The 18555-nt window shown below is 34.3% G+C and carries 15 protein-coding genes; 9 read left to right on the top strand and 6 right to left on the bottom strand.

Going from position 1 to position 18555, the window contains the following annotated elements:
- Nucleotides 1-60 precede the first annotated feature (60 nt).
- Complete coding sequence (locus ACFOWA_RS03695) at nt 61-663, top strand: outer membrane beta-barrel protein (RefSeq protein WP_378981902.1); 603 nt, start codon at nt 61-63, stop codon at nt 661-663.
- Nucleotides 664-758: 95 nt separating this feature from the next.
- On the opposite strand, the gene ACFOWA_RS03690 is transcribed toward ACFOWA_RS03695, so the two are convergent.
- Together ACFOWA_RS03690 and ACFOWA_RS03685 are read right to left on the bottom strand one after the other, a co-directional pair.
- Nucleotides 759-2369 (bottom strand): M28 family metallopeptidase, encoded by a 1611-nt coding sequence (locus ACFOWA_RS03690; protein ID WP_378981900.1) that lies wholly within the window; start codon nt 2367-2369, stop codon nt 759-761.
- A gap of 315 nt (nt 2370-2684) precedes the next feature.
- Complete coding sequence (locus ACFOWA_RS03685) at nt 2685-5192, bottom strand: S9 family peptidase (RefSeq protein WP_378981898.1); 2508 nt, start codon at nt 5190-5192, stop codon at nt 2685-2687.
- Nucleotides 5193-5368: 176 nt separating this feature from the next.
- Between ACFOWA_RS03685 and ACFOWA_RS03680 the strand changes: the two genes are divergently transcribed.
- From ACFOWA_RS03680 to ACFOWA_RS03665, 4 genes are read left to right on the top strand one after another with little or no spacing between them, the layout of a single operon-like run.
- Nucleotides 5369-6247, top strand: coding sequence for a polysaccharide deacetylase family protein (locus ACFOWA_RS03680; protein WP_378981896.1), 879 nt, complete (start codon nt 5369-5371; stop codon nt 6245-6247).
- A gap of 59 nt (nt 6248-6306) precedes the next feature.
- Nucleotides 6307-7668 (top strand): M1 family aminopeptidase, encoded by a 1362-nt coding sequence (locus tag ACFOWA_RS03675; protein WP_378981894.1) that lies wholly within the window; start codon nt 6307-6309, stop codon nt 7666-7668.
- A 12-nt stretch (nt 7669-7680) separates the two neighbouring features.
- Entirely contained in the window at nt 7681-8559 is an 879-nt protein-coding gene (locus ACFOWA_RS03670; protein ID WP_378981892.1) for a polysaccharide deacetylase family protein, read from the top strand.
- A 39-nt stretch (nt 8560-8598) separates the two neighbouring features.
- On the top strand, nt 8599-9765 hold the full coding sequence (locus tag ACFOWA_RS03665; protein ID WP_378981890.1) for an RsiV family protein: 1167 nt from the start codon (nt 8599-8601) through the stop codon (nt 9763-9765).
- 74 nt (nt 9766-9839) lie between these two features.
- Here the strand turns inward: ACFOWA_RS03665 and ACFOWA_RS03660 are convergent, their stop codons facing one another.
- From ACFOWA_RS03660 to ACFOWA_RS03650, 3 genes are all read right to left on the bottom strand, one after another.
- Nucleotides 9840-10292 carry a 3-oxoacyl-ACP synthase gene (locus tag ACFOWA_RS03660; protein ID WP_378981888.1) on the bottom strand — a complete coding sequence of 151 codons (453 nt, stop codon included), beginning with the start codon at nt 10290-10292 and terminating at the stop codon, nt 9840-9842.
- Between the two features lie 107 nt (nt 10293-10399).
- Nucleotides 10400-10975: a nitroreductase family protein gene (locus ACFOWA_RS03655; protein WP_378981886.1), complete on the bottom strand. Its 576-nt coding sequence runs from the start codon at nt 10973-10975 to the stop codon at nt 10400-10402.
- A 100-nt stretch (nt 10976-11075) separates the two neighbouring features.
- Nucleotides 11076-11645: a hypothetical protein gene (locus ACFOWA_RS03650; RefSeq protein ID WP_378981884.1), complete on the bottom strand. Its 570-nt coding sequence runs from the start codon at nt 11643-11645 to the stop codon at nt 11076-11078.
- A 624-nt stretch (nt 11646-12269) separates the two neighbouring features.
- Between ACFOWA_RS03650 and ACFOWA_RS03645 the strand changes: the two genes are divergently transcribed.
- The 4 genes from ACFOWA_RS03645 (at nt 12270) to ACFOWA_RS03630 (ending at nt 16792) form a co-directional block, all read left to right on the top strand.
- The gene (locus tag ACFOWA_RS03645) at nt 12270-13892 is read left to right on the top strand and encodes an ABC-F family ATP-binding cassette domain-containing protein (RefSeq protein ID WP_378981882.1); all 1623 of its coding nucleotides are present in this window, start codon (nt 12270-12272) and stop codon (nt 13890-13892) included.
- A 212-nt stretch (nt 13893-14104) separates the two neighbouring features.
- The gene (locus ACFOWA_RS03640; protein ID WP_378981880.1) at nt 14105-14806 is read left to right on the top strand and encodes a DUF4397 domain-containing protein; all 702 of its coding nucleotides are present in this window, start codon (nt 14105-14107) and stop codon (nt 14804-14806) included.
- 122 nt (nt 14807-14928) lie between these two features.
- Nucleotides 14929-15513 (top strand): RNA polymerase sigma factor, encoded by a 585-nt coding sequence (locus ACFOWA_RS03635; protein WP_378981878.1) that lies wholly within the window; start codon nt 14929-14931, stop codon nt 15511-15513.
- A complete protein-coding gene (locus ACFOWA_RS03630; RefSeq protein ID WP_378981876.1) occupies nt 15506-16792 on the top strand; it encodes a hypothetical protein in 1287 nt (428 codons plus the stop codon). The genes ACFOWA_RS03635 and ACFOWA_RS03630 overlap by 8 nt, the downstream gene beginning before the upstream one ends.
- Nucleotides 16793-16903: 111 nt before the next feature.
- Here the strand turns inward: ACFOWA_RS03630 and ACFOWA_RS03625 are convergent, their stop codons facing one another.
- On the bottom strand, nt 16904-18553 hold the full coding sequence (locus ACFOWA_RS03625; RefSeq protein ID WP_378981874.1) for an alpha-L-fucosidase: 1650 nt from the start codon (nt 18551-18553) through the stop codon (nt 16904-16906).
- Nucleotides 18554-18555: the final 2 nt, after the last annotated feature.

Below are 18555 nucleotides of genomic sequence, written 5' to 3'. Positions count from 1 at the left end.
TAGTCAGGAATTAAAAGTTAAAAACTGGCTTATTTTTCAAACAAATTAATAAATAAAAAGATGAAAAAATTATTATTATCAGTAGTAGCCGTTGCAGGTTTAGTTTATGGTGCAAATGCACAAACAGAAAAAGGAAAAGTAATTTTAGGTGGTAGTGTGGGTTTCAATTCTAGTAAAGTGGAAGGTGCAGCAAAATCAGATGTAAGCTTTAATGTAATTCCAAGTGTTGGATTTTTTGTTGACAATAACTTTGCTATCGGTACAGGTCTTGGTTACACTCACAATAAAGAAGTTAGTAACCTAAATCAAAATGAAGCATTTGTTGTTGCTCCATTTGGTCGTTATTATGTTGGTTTATCAGACCAATTTAAGTTCTTCGGACAATTATCAGTTCCTATGGCATTTGGTTCTAACAAAGTAGTTGCTGCAAATGGCGATACAGGTGCTAAAGTTGCTTCTACAACATCAATCGGTGTTAATGTTGCGCCAGGTTTTGCATTCTTCCCAACTAAAAGAATTGGCATTGAAGTTTCAGTTAATGGTTTAGGTTACCAAAATTTCCAAGCTAAAAATAAAGCAAACGGTGCTAAAGTAACTACAAACTCATTCGGTTTAGAAGCTGATACATTTGCGCCTAAATTGGGTGTTATGTTTCACTTTTAGTAACTCAAAATAAATATTAAGCCACAGATTTACAGATTATTCATCCTTAAACGCTGATGAAAATAAACTGTTAATCTGTGGCTTTTTGCTGTATACTATTTCTTCTCTCTTATTGATTTAAACTCCGAACCTGTTTTCCATTTTGGATAGGTTGCTTCGTTACTTAAGCGGTAACCTAAATCAAATAACATTTGTACATCTTCAACAATGCCAGATAAATCCCAGGTTTTAGCGTCAAAATTATCTTGTGGAGAGTGGTAGCGATTTTTGGTAAAATCAGCAACTTGATTTAAACCCCAAGATTTTCCATTCTTAATATTATCAACTCCAGAACCTGTAAATAAAGATGGAACACCAACTTTAGCTAAATTAAAGTGATCGGAGCGGTAATATAAGCCTGATGATGGAACCGGATCTGGAACAATAACACGGTTTTGTTTTTTAGCTGAAGCGGCTGCATAATCTTCTAATTCTGATTGTCCGAAGCCATAAACTACAATATCTTTAGTTTTACCAGCAAGCCCCATCATATCCATATTAATATTAGCTACAGTTTTTTCTAAAGGGAAAGCAGGATGCTTGGCATAATATTCCGAACCCAATAAACCTTGCTCCTCTGCTGTATAAGAAATAAATAGAATGGTTCTTGCAGGATTTTCAGGCAATTTTTTAAATGCTGCAGCTATTTCGAATAAAGAGGCAACTCCTGTAGCGTTATCTACCGCACCATTGTAAATAGAATCTCCTTTAACCTTTTCACCAACACCTAAATGATCCCAATGTGCAGAATAAATAATGGCTTCATCTTTTAATTTTTCACCTTCAATTTTAGCCAAAACGTTGTAAGTAACTGATTTTTTGGTTTGATTTTTAATGTTCAGTGATGTTGTAACATTTAAATCAACAACTTTAAAATCTTTCTTTAATGCGCTTGCAGCTAAAGTTTCGAATGATTTCCCACTCATTGCGAATAATTTATTTGCGGCATCCAAACCAATCCAACCTTCTATAACGGTTCTGTTCATACCATTATCTGCGGTTTGAAGAGTAAGTTTAGATTTAGACCATCCACTTCTAACAACTGTCCAAGGATAGGCTGCAGGTTCTGTATCATGTATAATTAAAACACCAGCAGCACCTTGTCGCGATGCTTCTTCAAATTTATATGTCCACCGCCCGTAATAGGTCATATTTTTACCTCTAAACAAAGTCGAATCGGAGAACCCAGGATCGTTAATTAAAACGACTACTATTTTGCCTTTTACATCTAAATTTTTGTAATCGTTCCATCCATATTCTGGTGCTACAATTCCATACCCGGCAAAAACTAAAGGAGAATTTTTGATGCTAACTTCATTTTGAACACGGCGAGAGCCTGCTACAAATTCTGTTAGGTAGTTTAAAAATAAGCTGCCCGATTTTCCATTGATTATCATTTTATCATCCGGGATGGATTTAATTTCAACCATTGGCACTTCCTGAAAATAACTTTCGCCATTACCCGGTTGCAAACCTAATTTTTCAAACGCTGTTTTTAAATAGTTAATGGTTTTTGTTTCGCCTTTTGTAAAGGGCTTTCTTCCTTCCAAGCTATCTGCTGCAATTATGGATAAATATTTAGTGAGGCTTGCAGCATTGATTTCTTTAATGGCTGATGAATCAGGTCCGTTTAAATTGCTTTCTGAAGACTGCTTACAAGAAGCCATACAGATCGCAAATGCCGAAAAATAAAAGAGGTTTTTCTTGATAAATTTTTATTGAGATGGTAATTTATGAATTTTTGTGGATTTGATAGAAGTGATGAGATAAGTTGGAGGCAATTAAAAGAAGATAGATTTAGAAATTTGCTAAATGTTGAATTAGAAGGTGCCTTTGTCCCACGCAGGTGGGAATCTCTAAAGCTTAAACCTCACCCTATCGATGTTTGTAGGTTTTCTCCTGTCCTTACCTCCCTCTCCTTCAGGAGAGGGAAAGCAAAGGCTGTGCTTTTACTCCAAACGTTAATAGGGTGAGGTTCATATCTACTTCCCGTTTTGTTCTATATCTCTATCCATTTCAACCAAATCAACTTCACTTGGGTCAGAGAAATCGCCAATTAAATACTTATTAAAATGGTCGGCAAGTTTCCAAAAGGCATACTCTGTCATGTCGCCAAACCCATGTCGCTGACCAGGAATAATTAAAAAATCGAAGCGTTTTCCGGCTTTCATTAACGCATTTGCTACCCGAATAGAGTTTGCCGGATGAACATTGTTATCCACATCGCCATGCATCAATAATAAATGTCCATTTAAGTTTTTAGCCAAATCCGGATTTTTATCAATGCTATATTTAAATGAGGTATCGCCTTTTAATGATACGGTTTCTTTAACACCATGGTGCTTTTCACTCCACCAACGGTTGTAAATGCTATTATCATGATTACCAGCATTAGAAACTGCTGCTTTAAAGAAATCTGGATAAACCAACATTGCGGCAGTTGACATAAATCCTCCACCAGAATGACCAGTTATACCAACTTTATCATCATCAATAAAAGAATACTTTGCTGCTAGTTGCTCAATTGCTGCTTTTTTATCAGCCAAGCCATAATCGCGAAGATTGCCATAACCATAAGTGTGGTACCATTTAGATCTAGATGGGTTTCCACCGCGATTACCAACTGTAATTACGATATAGCCAAATTGAGCCAATCGCTCGGTACGATCCATGCTTTTGGTAAATGCCTTGTTTACTGCTTCAGTTTGCGGACCAGGATACACATATTCTATAATTGGATATTTTTTAGTTGGGTCGAAATCAAATGGTTTGTACATAACACCATACAAATCGGTAACACCATCGTCGGCTTTTACTTTAAACGGTTCAGGAAATTTATAACCAGCAGCCATTAATAATGATAAATCGGTGGTTTCTAAATCCATAACCTTTACACCATCTTTATTGTATAAGGTAGATTTTGGAACCGTATTTACCCTCGAGTAATTATCAACGAAATAAGTATTGTTATCATTAAGATTTGCTAGGTGATCGAAATCCCCTGGGTTCAATAATTTCATATTTGTACCATCAAATTTGATGCTGTACAGGTGCAAATAGTATGGATCTTCTTTACCTTCTCTACCATTTGCTGTGAAATACAATACACGATTTTTCTCATCGATGTTAACAATACTTTCGCAATGAAAAGAGCCTTTTGTAATTTGATTTTTAAGCTTTCCATTTGCATCAAACAAATAAAAATGTGCCCAACCATCGCGTTCACTCCAATGTATTAATTCGTTCCCATCATTAACCAAGCCTGGTCGGTTTACTTCAACATAAGTGTTAAAACGCTCATCAATTAAAGGTGTAACTTTTCCTGTCGAAATATCTACGGTAGCGATGTCTATTCGCTTTAAATCGCGACTGGTACGAGAAAAATAAAATTTATTATCGTTACCCAACCAAACAGAAGGACGGAATTCGTTATCTCTGTCTTTATTTAATGATGGCTTGCTCCAAACAGAAATGCTCTGATCTTTAAACGCCGATACATTTAGTTTTTTATAAGATTTAGCAGGAAAATCGAAAAGCAATACTTCATCCTGAGGTGCTTCGGCCTCTCCCGGCATTTGATATTTGTAGGTTTCTAAAGTTGGGCGACCTGGCGTAACGCTATTTATAACCCATAAATCTTTTACCTTACGAGAATCCGTTCTATCTAAAACAAAGTATTTAGCATTTGGCGACCATAGCACATAAGCTCCTCTCCTTTTTTTATTGTTTTTTTCATTCTCCACGTTATTTTCACCATCACCATCACTACCGTAAGAATAAAATTTAACACCATCCTTTGTAAGCTGATGCTCCACAATCGTACTATCATCTTCGTTCTTTACAGCTTTTTTGTAGTTTTCTTTATCCATCCAATACAAATTATAATTTTTTGAAAATATAATTGCTGATGAATCCGGAGCCACTGAACCCCACATTGGTTTAGGTTTTGGGCGACTGAAATTGGCAACTTCCGTTAGTTTGGTTGTAGCTAAATCATACTTAAAAGAATAAATTTTCTTTTGCATAGAGTCTGCAGCTTTTTTATCCTTTCTATCTTTTTTCAATTCATCGATAGAACTTTTTACTTCAAAAGAGATGCTTTTTTCATCAGCAGCAAACTTTAAATTCTCTAATGGTAAATGTTCGGCATCGAACGGATCGCGAACAATTAATGTAATGTCTGCCGCCAATTTAGCGTTATCAAACATCAGTTTTTTTGATTTCGCAGCAGGGTCTACCAAGTACCAAAACTTACCTTTTGGGCTTTCGAATGTGTACCAAAAACGGTTTGTTAACTTCAGCCAATGTGGATCTACTGCGGTTGAGTACACCATCTTTTTCAACTTATTTGGCGAAAACCGCGATGCCAATTGGTAATTTGCTTTTGGTTGAGCTTGTACGTTTTCTGTAATTGTAAAAGTTTTATTTTGTGCAATAACTGCGAATGATAAGAGCTGAGCACATAAAACGAGTTTGTAAAATTTATTCATTCAGGTTTGATTTTAAGAGCCCTAAAATATTCAATAAACAGGAAATTAGCTTTATGTTGGATGTAATAAATGCGATAGTTTGACCCGAAAACTTGATGTCGATTTATTTATCAACACATGATAAATTTGCACGTACTTTTTCGCAGAATTTATAGTTTTGCAAGAAATATTTCTACATGAAAATTAACATCTTAACAACAATCGCAGCTGCAGCAATGTTATTTGCCAGTTGCCAATCTAAATCACAAACAGAAGCTAGTAATAGCACAGATTCTACTGATAAAACTTCACAGGAAATTAAAACCGAATCGGGTAAAATCGATGTATCAAAAATAAAAGTTGCTGATGCTAAAACCATTTTGGCAAGAAAACAAGTTCCAATTTTATGCTACCACCAGGTAAGAAACTGGAAACCTACAGACGGTAAAGTTGGTAAGGATTACATTGTTGAGATTCAAAATTTTAAAGACCAAATGAAAATGCTGGCAGATAGTGGCTACCATACCATTTTGCCCGACCAACTTTATGCTTATTTAAACACTGGTGCTGCTTTGCCCAGCAAACCAATTATGCTAACTTTTGATGATACGGATATGGATCAGTTTACAATTGTTCGCCCAACGCTTGATAAATTAGGATATAAAGCAGTATATTTTATCATGACGGTTTCCATCGGCAGAAAAGGAAAATTTGTAGACTATATGACTTCAGAACAAATTAAACAACTTTCTGATGAAGGAAATGTAATTGGTTCTCACACCTACGACCATAAAAACTTTAAGAAATATGCCGGGAAAGATTGGGAAGAACAACTGGATAAACCAACAAAAAGACTGGAAGAAATTACCGGTAAAAAAATGACAGAATTTGCTTACCCGTTTGGTTTATGGAATGCAGAAGGAATTCCAGAATTGAAAAAACGAGGTTTTAGAATGGCTTATCAATTATCTACAAAACGTGATGAAAAAGATCCTTTATTTACCATCAGAAGGATTATTGCAAGTGGTTACTGGAGTCCTAAAACGTTAAGCAATAGCATTAAAAATAGTTTTTAATTTTCTAATCACCATTTAAGTGTTGAACTTTTAGTAATTTAAAAGAATAATCAACAGGTATGAAAAAATATTTATTGGCGGCATTCTTAACGTTTACACTTTTAAATCTTCGGTGTCAAACACCCCATTTAAAAGGAAATGTTGATGTGATAATGGCTACCGGGCAAATAACTTGCGATTTTGTTTTAAGCAATATTCCTGATTTAGGAAAAGACTATCAAATACTACTAAATAAAGGGTTTAACATAAAATCCATTAAAGATTCTGCAAATAAAACATTAAGCTATTCGGGTTTTTATAATGGAAAAATGCGTGGCGAAGGTTTGATTTACGTCCCACAAAATGGAAATGACACGCTAAAAAATCCAAAGCAACTTCATATTACTTATACCGGGGCGTTTCCTATTTATTCGGATACCCTAAATTTTATTGATTTTAAAGGATTAATCGCATTTAATGGAAAAACAGTTCGGGCAACTGACCAATCGAAATGGTATCCAATAATTTATGATGTTAAAAATGATAGGCTTATTGAGCAAATGACCTATGAAATAGAAGTAAAAAGTAAAGATTCTAAAACCATATTTATAAACGGCGATGTGCCAAAACCAGGTCCGGTTGCAAAATTTAAATCAGACATTGCTATAGCCCCACTTCTTTTTGCTGGTGATTATGAAATACAAAAAACCAAGGGAGCATTATTCTTAAACACATCTATGAATGAGAAGGAACTTTCGATTTTTGAGCAAAACATTGCAGATATTAAAACTTACTTCTATAAATCGTTAAAGATTCCATATGATACCAAAAATGTTTTTATCGAACATACTCCTGTGGAAAAATTTAATAAAGGCAGAAGTTGGGGTTTTGTATCCTTTCCGGTAATAGCATTTGCTGGCTTAAAATTGGGAGATATGATTGACGAAGAGCATTCAAAATTGAAAGACTCTACAGATTATCCTTTTATTGCTCATGAAATTGGCCATTATTATTTCGGAAATGTCTTACAGCCAAATTCAACCCTGTTTTGGTTCTTTTTGGAATCAACCGCAGAATATTTATCAGTTAAAGCTGCAGAAAATAAGTTTGGTAAAGCATTTACAACTCGATATTTTCAAAACAGAGCAAAACAATTGAAGGATTTTAAGGCTGTTCCATTAAATGCCATAAAAGATATGAATAGCATTTCTGGCACATACAGATACTCTTACGGACCATTCTTATTACGAGGACTTGAACAAATTATTGGCGAAAAGCGAATGTTTAAATTTTTAAATACCTGCTTAACGACTAAAAATGAAGTAACAGATTATACTTTCTTTAAAAATTGTGCACTGAAATCAGGTGTTACAAAAAATGAATGGGATACCTATGAAAAAGATTTTATTGAATCTGAAAATGCTGTACATTTAATTAAATAATTTCTTAAAACATTGAATAGAAAAGTAAAAAACCTAGCTCATCCCCTCCAAACAGCAGTATTATTGATTTCTCTCTTAAGCTCGTGTATAAGCCATAGCGATAAAGAAAAAACCAAACAAAATACAACAGCAACATCAAAAGCAGATTCGACTGCGACAAAACCAGCAGATAATAAAACCATTCTCGCCCGTAAAGAAGTTCCTGTTTTATGCTATCATCAAATCAGAAATAATATTGCAAGTGATAGTAAAAGGGCTCATGATGATATTATCGCTCCCGATAAATTTAGAGAACACATTAAAATGATTGCGGATAGTGGTTTCCATACCATTTTGCCCGATCAGCTTTATAATTATTTGGTTTATGGCGCAAAATTACCTTCAAAACCAATTATGATAACTTTTGATGATACCGATGAAGACCAATTTACTGTTGGTGCTTCAACATTGAAAAAGTATGACTTTAAAGGCGTTTATTTCATCATGACGGTTTCCATTGGGCACAAAGGACGAATAAATTATATGTCGACCGCACAAATTAAACAATTAGCTGATGAAGGGAATTGTATTGCAAGCCACACGTACGATCATAAAAACTTCACTCAATTTAAGGATGAAGATTGGGCAACACAAATAGATGAACCAACTAAAAAACTGGAAACCATAACAGGTAAAAAAGTAGAATATTTTGCATTTCCATATGGCGTTTACAAAGCTGCTAATTTGCACAAACTTAAAGAGCATGGTTTTAAAGCTGCCTTTATTTTATCTACACCACGAGATGAAAATTTTCCACTTTACACCATCCGCAGGATTATAGACCCAGGAAGATACACAGCCAAAAACCTGTATTACAGCATAAATAAAAGCTTTAACAAAACAAAAACATAGTTTCGAATGTAAATAAATTATTCATCCCAATAATGCTTTATGAAAAAACTAATTCTTGTTTTCCTTAGTGGATTATTTGTGCTTTCTGCCTGTAAAAATCCTAAAAACAGCAATAATAATAGCGAAATTGCCGATAGTACAGAAAAGGTAAATTTAGAATTGCCCCAAAATTTTTATAAGAGATTGGAGGGAACAATTGCCGGTAAATCTGTTGTAATGCATTTGCAAAGAATAGATGGTAGCATTGATGGCGAATATTATTATGATGGTGCATGGCTTAATTTGTCGGCCGATACATTGATTGGAAAAGACAGTTTAATACTTACAGAAAATAGTTTTAATGATTACTATTTTAACCAAGACGCCAAGCAGCCTCATTTGTCTGTAAAGTGGAATGGTTCTGCTTTTAATGGAATTTGGCAGAGTGGCGATAAATCTAAAACATATCCAATATCATTAAAAGAAAAATATCCAGAAGGAAGTTTTGCTTTTACACCTGGTATTTATAGAGATTCGGTAAAAGCGTTTGCCGACAAGCCAAAAACCCCAACTGCAGAAATTTCTTTCGAATATTTACAAGCTAATGTAAATGATGAATCTGGACTTTGGTTGAATAATCTACTGAAAAAAATTTCAGGAATAAAATCAACCAATATGGATAGAGTGCCGGCATTTAAAAAAATTGCTGATGCATATTTTGCTGATTATAAAAAGGAAATTGCAGAACAACAACGAACCGGACCCGATAGAGGATACATGGAATGGATGAATTACACCAACAATAGCCAGCAATCAATTCTATACAATGATAATGATTATGTTGTAATTGATTTTCTAGCTGACACTTATACTGGTGGAGCGCATGGTTATTACAGTAGTTTAATGTATTGTTTAGATGTAAAAAGTAAAAAGCAGATGGCTTTGAGCGATATTGTTAAAATAGATTCTAATTCGCTACAAAATTTATTGGAGAAAAACCTACGTAAACAATATAATATTAAGGCTGGCGATGAATTAAACACCGTATTTTTCGATAATTTCTTAAAACCAAATGATAACTTTTACTTCAACAAAAACGGTTTGGCATTTATGTATAATCCTTATGAAGTTGCAAGTTATGCACAAGGCCAAATTGTAGTTTTTATTCCCTTTGCTGAGCTAAAACCATATTTAACGCCTAATTTCTCGTCCAGAATTTTAAAATAGGTTTAGCAATTTAAAACCTTAAACTAATATTAATTAGTCGTCATATATCCTATTGAAAATACAATAATAAGCCTTTATAATATCTCTGAAATTAGATAGCTTTTTCCGTTAAAGATTAATTCCTGACCAATTTTTTTACCGATAAGAGTTTTGCCAATTGGTGCAGCTTGAGAAACGGCGAAGTAGGATTGTCCGTTAAGTTTTAATTCACCTGCACTTATACTGATGTAAAAATTACCACTAGAGGTGATAACCAAACTGCCATTTTTAACCTCTTTGGCAGCTTCAACATTTTCTATTTGTTGTAAAGTTATTTTTTGCTGACCAGCCTCATACAATAATTTGCTATTTCGGTCCATCTCCTGCTGCATCATTTCTCTGGTTGTTTCGTACTTATCGCCGGCACTACTTTTGGTATCATCATTCGATGCTTGCCTGGCCTGCTGCAAGGAGTACTCTATGTTTTCTATTCTGTTTTGAATAAAAGTTAAGCAAAGCTGATATAATTGAGGTTTTAAAGATGACATATTTGTTGATGGAAAATGTGAGATGTATAATGGAATTGAGAACTTAAAATCAGATTGTTTAATTGTTCGCAAATTTTTAAGGATTTTATTAAAATATGTTAAAAGCCTCAATCTTCCATCCAACGTATCTTTTCTTCAATTGGAGTTCGGTTAGGTTCCCAAGGTTTTTCATTATGATAACCCATATAAAATAAGCCAATACATTTTTCGTTTTCTCGCAAGCTTAAAAATTCGCATAAATCATCGATAAGTGGTGGCGAACTCCAGTAAGCACCAACCTTTAAACTTTCGGCGGTTAAAGCCATATTTTGCACCGCACAAGATACGGCAGCCAACTCTTCCCACTCTGGTATTTTACCACTAAGCTGCATATTAATAGCAATTATGCAATCGGCCTGACTTGTTTTCTCGGCAAAGCTATCATACTTTTTTTGCAAGAATTGTTGTGGGCTAACTAGGTTTTTATACAATCTGCCTAACTCTTCACCCAACTTAGCCAAGGCAGCTTTCCTTATCACCACAAAACGCCAGGGTTGCGTTAATTTATGTGTTGGTGCATAATTAGCAGTTTCTAAAATCTGATTTATAACCTCAACAGGAATTTCCTTTTTAATGTAGCTTGCAGGAAAAATGCTACGCCTATCTTTTATAATTTTTGATACAATTTCGTAATCCGTACTCATTTGGTAAAAATAGATAAAAGCTAAAAGAACAAAGCTGAAAGCTTTTATTAAAATTGCTAAAAAAGAAATATGTGACTTTTTGATGTATTAAACCTACAAATTACAATCTCTTGATAAGTGTTTTATTCTTCAACTGCTTTCTTATTTGTTTCACTTTTGCAAAAAACGCAATACTTTCTTTATCAATTAAATAGTCCATGGTTTCAGGAAGCTCATCTTTTATCCAACTGTGTTTATGGCAAAGATTAGCCAATATATTTAAGCAATGCGATTTTACGGCTACCGGAATTCTCTCATCAATTAACCAACCAAATACAATTTCTGCTAAGTTATTTGTATCGTACTCATTTATAATTTGTTGTACATCTTCAGCAGCATTTTTCTTGGTCATAAAAGCAAGGATTTTTACATAATGCCTAAGTGCCGATAAATTTTGTTGATGAGGGATTCTTTCCAAAAATAAAGAAATATGTGGTAAAAATTTTGATTGGTGATTTGAATAAATACGTTCTAAAACCCAGGCCGCTCTAAAAGCCATCTGTTCTTCTTTATGAAAGCTTAAGTTGATTAAATCGGTTATAGTATAAAAATCCTTTAATGATAAAGCGGCGAGTTCCTCAACCTGAATTACACCAATTGGATTTTTTAGTAAGTTGATTAAGTATTGCATAAATAACCAGTTTTTGAAGACTAATTTATAAAAATATAATTTTCTACAAGCCTTGATTCAGACATTTCAAAAGGAGCTTCTCCCATTGTTAAATAAACCTGATAGAACGAAAATACTTTTTGTTGCAGAATTTCTTTCAATTTAAAGCAGAACGATAACAAAAAGACTGCAGTGAAAGCAGGAATACTTTTGCCATGAAAAACTGAACCTTCATTTCCAAAAAAAAACTTTCAATTTAATTTCGGTCTGTGAGGACACATACCGAGGAGCGTACCCTACAATTATTATTAACAACTTTTTAAAAGAGCTTCTTAATAAGTTAAATAAACCTGATAGAACGAAAATACTTTTTGTTGCAGAATTCCTTCAACTTTAAACAGACCGATAACAAAAAGATTGCAGTGAAAGCAGGGCTGCCTTCGCCATGAAAAACTGAACCTTCGTTTCCAAAATATAAAAACCTATTCAAATTTATTCAATCCTGTAACTAAGTATTTGAGGAGAAAGACCGTGGAGTATGGAAAAGTTGAGAAATGAAACCTTAATTATTAATTAGAACCTTTTGCCTTCTAACTTTCTACCCTCAACCTTTTTCCATATCTTTGCGGCTTATTTATTTACAGTATGATTTCAGTTTCTAATCTTTCCTTACGCTACGGCAAACGCACACTTTTTGAAGATGTTAACCTTAAATTTAACCAAGGCAATTGCTACGGTGTAATTGGAGCCAATGGTGCAGGAAAATCTACTTTTCTAAAAATTTTATCGGGCGAAGTAAGTCAAACATCTGGCAGTGTAGCTTTTACACCGGGTGAAAGAATGGCAGTTTTAAAACAAAATCACCACGAATTTGATGAATCGACGGTTTTGGAAACCGTAATGATGGGACATAAAGAACTTTATGCCATTATGAAGGAGAAAGATGCCATTTACATGAAAGAAGATTTTACCGAAAAAGATGGCGAACGTGCTGGCGAATTGGAAAATATCTTTGCTGAAAAAGATGGCTGGAACATGGAAAGTAATGCAGCAACCATGTTAAGCAGTTTGGGTATTACTGAAGAAAACCACTATAAATTACTTAAAGAATTAGATAACACACAAAAAGTACGTGTATTATTGGCACAAGCACTTTTTGGTAATCCTGATATTTTATTGCTAGATGAGCCTACCAACGATTTAGACATTGAAACAATTGCATGGCTAGAGAACTTTTTAGCTGATTACCAAAACATTGTATTGGTTGTAAGCCATGATAGGCACTTTTTAGATGCGGTGTGTACACATATTGTAGATATTGATTTCGCGAAAATGAACATCTACTCTGGTAACTACACATTCTGGTACGAATCTAGTCAGTTGGCATTAAAACAACGTAGCGACCAGAACAAGAAAACGGAAGAAAAAGTAAAAGAATTGCAGGAGTTTATCCGCAGATTTAGTGCAAATGCATCAAAATCAAAGCAGGCAACATCGCGTAAAAAGGCCCTTGATAAAATTGATATCACGGAGATTAAAGCATCGAGCAGAAAATATCCGGCAATTATATTTAACAATACGGGCAGAGAAGCAGGCGACCAGATTTTACAGGTTGATGCTTTAGGCAAATCGGGCAATGACGGTATCTTATTCGACAAAGTTACTTTCATGGTAAATAAAGGAGATAAAATTGCTGTTTTATCGCAAAATAGTTTGGCAACCGCAGCGTTTTATGATGTTTTAAGTGGTAGAGATACCGACTTTAAAGGCGAATTTAAGTGGGGAGTTACCATAAGCACTGCTGATATACCAAACGATAACGCAGAATATTTTGCCAATAAGAACGAAAATTTAGTTGATTGGTTACGTGAATACTCAGGAACGGATGCTGACGAACAGTTTGTAAGAAGCTTTCTAGGCCGTATGTTATTTTCTGGCGAAGAGGTTTTGAAAAATGTAAAAGTGCTTTCTGGTGGAGAAAAAATGCGTTGTATGTTTTCTAGAATGATGCTTCAACAAGCAAATGTGTTGATGTTTGACGAACCTACCAATCACCTCGATTTAGAATCTATCGAAGCGCTAAACAACGGTATGAAAGATTTTAAAGGGACTATTTTATTTACTTCGCGAGATCATCAATTAACAGAAACTGTTGCAAATCGCATCATCGAAATTACACCAAAAGGAACTATAGATAAGTTAATGACTTATGATGAATACATCAATAGTGCTGATGTTGCAAAACTGCGAGCAGAAATGTATTCTTAAATTTATTGTAAATCTTATTAAATATGGAGCTTTGATTTTTATCAAAGCTCCTTTTTTTTTTTAAGATATTTGTAAATACATTTTACTCTAAAAACATTAATGTAAATAATTTTCCCTTACTGTAGCGTTTTTCTTCCCTGCTTCGTTTTATCAGAAAAAGTGTTAATGGCCATTAACCAATTTTAATTTAAAATTGATTTAAAAACATTAAAATGAAAACTAATCTGAAAAAGTTAAGCACAACGACAAAAATTATATGCTCACTCCTGTTATTCACAGTATTTATATCAGCCTGTAAAAAAGATTGGAATAACGACACCGTTACCGTTGCAGGTATTGGTTTTGTACATGCATCTCCAGGTACTGGCGCCTTAGATTTTATTGTAGATAATCAAAAAGCCAACAACAAAGCTTTCAACTACACCAACGATTTAGGTTACTTTGGTGCTTATCCTGGCTCAAGATTATTCGGTATAACAAAAAAAGATTCAACTAAATTTATCTCTACAGCGAATGTAAACCTGCAATCGGGTTTGTTTTATTCGGCTTTTGTGGTTGACGTATTGCCAACACCAAAAATATTAGTAGTTGAAGATGATTTAAAAGCTCCCGAAACTGGCAAAGCTAAAGTTCGATTTATAAACTTAAGTCCAGATGCGGCGGCTTTAGATTTAGCCGTTGTAGGTAAAGATGCCGCTTTAGTAACTGGAAAAGCTTACAAAGAAGCTTCACCTTTCATCTCAATAGATCCATCTGCAAGCTATACGTTTCAAATTAAAGAGAGCAATAATGTAACTGCTACACTTCCAAGCACAAAAATAGAAGCCGGAAAAATTTACACACTTTGGGCAAAAGGTTTAAAAAGTAAAACAGATAGCACCAAATTTGGACTAAGCATTCTTACGAACAAATAACACCTACATATGAAACGAAAATCGACATCATCCATTAAAAAGGATGGTGTCATTTTCATTAACTTTGTAAAAATTGCGTCCCATAGCAAATCATTAACTCATCTCTAATAAGTTCTTAAAGGTTGATAAAAAAAATACTCAGTATTGAGGAAATTATAAAAGGCTGCCAAAGGAATGATAACAGCTGCAAAGAAATGATGTATAAATCATTTTATGGCTACTTAATGGGTATAATTTTAAGGTATGTAAACAATAGTTATGATGGAGAAGAACTTGTAAATGACAGCTTTATAAAAATTTTCAAGAGTATTAATGGTTTTCAAGCGCCAAATAATACTGCCGATTTACAAAAAATATTTAAAGGTTGGATTGCCAAAATTGCTTCGAGAACAGCGATTGATAAACTAAGAACTTTAAAAAACCAGGCTTATGTAGATGATTTATCTGAAGCTGAACATCCTGTTACCAACGTTTCCGTAGCATCTGATTTACATGTACAAGATATTCTGAAACTGTTAAATCATTTACCTGAAACACATCGGTTGGTTTTTAACTTATACGAAATTGAAGGCTTCGCTCACGATGAGATTTCGAAAATGATGAACATACCCGAAAGTTCGAGCAGGGTATATTTAACCCGAGCTAAAAATAAGCTACGAACACTGTATTTAAAAACACTGGTTAATTCGTATGAGAAAAATGGATAAAGAATTAATTGACCATATAAAAGATAATCTTCAGGCACATGAAGAAGCATACACTCCCGGAGCTTGGGAGCGCTTCTCTATGCCCGAAAAAAAGAAAAGAAGAGGAATTGTTTATTGGCCATTCTGGTCGGCTGCTGCAGTAATTTTAGTTTTTGGCGGTCTATTTTTCTTGCAAAAAGATGAAATTAAAAGTGATAAAACTGTAGTAAATCAACATAAAGCAGTTAATAAAAAAGTAGAAAATAATTCAACAAAAAGTTCTTCAATTATAGAAGAAACTCCATTTCTACAACCTAAAACTCAAAATTTAGAAAGCGCATCGTTAAATAGTAAAAACGATAATAATGCTGTTTCATCATCAATAGAAAAAGAGAAAACCATCTTAAATACAAACCCATTAATCACTTCGGATAAGGTTGAAACGACTACAATTTCTGATAATGCATCGCTTGAAAATATTTTAATCGGAAAATTATATACAGATCGAATTGCTTCTTCATCAAAAATTAATGACAGAGAAATAGTTGCAGATAAAAAACCAACGGAGAAACCAAAAACTACGTTTGAAGAACTTTTAGCTCAGGATAGTTATGCCAATAACATAAATAAAACACAAAAAATTAAAGGAAATACCAAATGGGAACCTGGAATATTTGTTGCGCCTACAATAGGAAACGACAATAAAGTAAATATGAATTATGGTTTTTCACTTTCATATAATTTAGCAACTAAGCTGTCTATTAGTTCAGGAGTTGCCTATACTGCTTTAAGTTCTACAAGTAACCCCAATAAAAATGATTTTTCAGCAGCTCAAAATTCGTCCTCTGCAATGGCATTGGCAAGTTCTTATAGCAATCGGAGTCTTCAATCTGTTGATGCAAGTGTTCGTGGAATTAATATCCCACTAGAGTTGAAATATAACATCAGCAATAAATTTTATACTGGGATTGGTGTTTCCGCCTTAGCTATAATTAACAATAAACAGCAAAATAATTATATCGTAAGCCAGGCACAAAACGCTACCGTGATAAATACAATGGGTTATGCCGAGCAAAAAATGCAGGTGGTTACAGAAAGAGTTTCGGAGCAACAAAGTGAGGCTGTGATCGCTCCGGAAAAATATTTAGGTTTTTATAATTTTAACTTTGGTTATAAGCAGAAAATATCACCAAAAAAACACATCGCTGTAGAACCATTTTTGAGGTTGCCAATGAAAGATTTTTCGAGAGATAACTTAAACCTTACCAACGGAGGTATTAGATTAAAGCTTGATTTTTAAAGCATTAAGGCATTTTAATGACAGACAATTTAGCCCATGTTTTGAGATTATACCATACCTCAAAACATGGCTTTTATAAATAAAAAAACTATCTATACTACTTTTAGATTTTTAAACTATCTGAAAAACAGTTGCATAGCAACCTCTTAAGCGCTCTGGAACGTCGATAATCAATCCGGTTTCATTATGGGTAAAATTTAACGGATTACTATCTCCAGGAAGTGTTACTTTTTTAATCTTGTTAGTATATTTGCTTGTAGAGAAAGTTTTAATCAACACTTTATCTGATACAATTGCTCCAAGTACGGTAGCAAAAATAACATCATCTTTTGTCGCAAAGCGAATATCTTCTGATAAAAACGGTTTCGATTTTCCTTCATTAAAACCTTGAGCTTTTAAGGGTTGTAGATTCTCTAAAGCTGGCCCTTCGCCTAATATTTTCCATGGTCGTGTTCCAAAAATACTGGTCTTATTTATCGCCATCCATTTAGAAATTTCAGCTAAAATTTCTGTTTCCTGGCTATCAAGCGATCCATCTCCTCTTAATGGAATGCTTAATAAAAGATTTCCATTTTTACTAACTACATCAACAAGTGTTTGTATTACGGTTTTGGCGCTCTTATACCCTTTTCTATCGTAAATTCTACGGTCGTAATGCCAATCGCCGATACAAGTGTCGGTTTGCCATGGGATTGGTTCAATTACATTACTTTGTCCACGTTCTATATCCCAAACCATGCATTTTCTTTGCTGTTCATCTAATATTTTACCAAAAAGAACTGCATTGAGTTTACCATTTTTCTTAATGCTTTTATTGTATAAATGTGCTGCTATTTTAAGTCCGGCATCACTTATAGGCCATAGTGGTAATGCAGTATCGTCAAAGTAAACCAAATCTGGTTCATATTTATCAATTAGGGAGATTGTTCTGTTGTAAAATTTATCGCAATAGGCCTTTGGTGGAACATTAACGCCTTTTTGCCACTCCCAGATTTTTGTATTTGAATATGCTGTATTTTCGTTTGTACTTAAACCATGTTGCTGGGCGTACAATTCTTGCGGATCCATCCCTTCCCACCATTTGCCAACACCATCTGCTTTAGTAATATTTCCATCGTATGGAATCCCAGCGAGCGGACCATTTTTATCTGCAAATTGAGCAGATTCATACCAGGTCCATGAGTGTGAAGCATGAACGCTTACCCCGAATTTCAAACCGTGGTTTTTTGCTGCCTCTGCCCAACCCCCAATTAAATCTTTCTTCGGACCAAACTTAGTCGAATTCCAAGGCTGGTATTTATTTGGGTATAAATCGAAATTATCGTGGTGATTTGCAAGAGCAAAGAAGTATTCAGCTCCGGCTTTTTTGTACATTTCTAATAAAGCTTCGGGTTCCCATTTATCGGCTTTCCACTCGTTTATAACATCTTTAAATCCAAATTTTGATGGATGCCCATATTTTTGAACATGATATTTGTAAGTATCTGTTCCTTCAAGATACATTTTGCGCCCATACCAATCACCATGTTCGGGTTGGCATTGCGGACCCCAATGCGCCCAAATACCGAATTTAGCATCACGATACCAATCTGGCACCTGGTAATTACTTAAAGAATCCCAAGTTGGTTTAAATGGTCCTTTCTGCATCGTTTCTCCACTAACTTGCAAAGGATTTATGAAATCATTTGCTTTAAGCAATCCTGGCAAATACAAAGCTGGAATTGCACCAACTGCAGCTTTTAGTAAAGTCCTTCTTTTCATAA

This window comes from Pedobacter lithocola (assembly GCF_042650845.1).
Lineage (GTDB): Bacteria > Bacteroidota > Bacteroidia > Sphingobacteriales > Sphingobacteriaceae > Pedobacter > Pedobacter lithocola.
Note: the sequence above shows the minus strand (reverse complement) of the source record. Positions and strands in the feature narration are given on the sequence as shown.

Bases quoted from the DNA above. Each gene is read 5' to 3' on its own strand.
- ACFOWA_RS03695 (WP_378981902.1), top strand. From the start codon at position 61: ATGAAAAAATTATTATTATCAGTAGTAGCCGTTGCAGGTTTAGTTTAT.
- ACFOWA_RS03690 (WP_378981900.1), bottom strand. From the start codon at position 2,369: ATGGCTTCTTGTAAGCAGTCTTCAGAAAGCAATTTAAACGGACCTGAT.
- ACFOWA_RS03685 (WP_378981898.1), bottom strand. From the start codon at position 5,192: ATGAATAAATTTTACAAACTCGTTTTATGTGCTCAGCTCTTATCATTC.
- ACFOWA_RS03680 (WP_378981896.1), top strand. From the start codon at position 5,369: ATGAAAATTAACATCTTAACAACAATCGCAGCTGCAGCAATGTTATTT.
- ACFOWA_RS03675 (WP_378981894.1), top strand. From the start codon at position 6,307: ATGAAAAAATATTTATTGGCGGCATTCTTAACGTTTACACTTTTAAAT.
- ACFOWA_RS03665 (WP_378981890.1), top strand. From the start codon at position 8,599: ATGAAAAAACTAATTCTTGTTTTCCTTAGTGGATTATTTGTGCTTTCT.
- ACFOWA_RS03660 (WP_378981888.1), bottom strand. From the start codon at position 10,292: ATGTCATCTTTAAAACCTCAATTATATCAGCTTTGCTTAACTTTTATT.
- ACFOWA_RS03655 (WP_378981886.1), bottom strand. From the start codon at position 10,975: ATGAGTACGGATTACGAAATTGTATCAAAAATTATAAAAGATAGGCGT.
- ACFOWA_RS03650 (WP_378981884.1), bottom strand. From the start codon at position 11,645: ATGCAATACTTAATCAACTTACTAAAAAATCCAATTGGTGTAATTCAG.
- ACFOWA_RS03645 (WP_378981882.1), top strand. From the start codon at position 12,270: ATGATTTCAGTTTCTAATCTTTCCTTACGCTACGGCAAACGCACACTT.
- ACFOWA_RS03640 (WP_378981880.1), top strand. From the start codon at position 14,105: ATGAAAACTAATCTGAAAAAGTTAAGCACAACGACAAAAATTATATGC.
- ACFOWA_RS03630 (WP_378981876.1), top strand. From the start codon at position 15,506: ATGGATAAAGAATTAATTGACCATATAAAAGATAATCTTCAGGCACAT.
- ACFOWA_RS03625 (WP_378981874.1), bottom strand. From the start codon at position 18,553: ATGAAAAGAAGGACTTTACTAAAAGCTGCAGTTGGTGCAATTCCAGCT.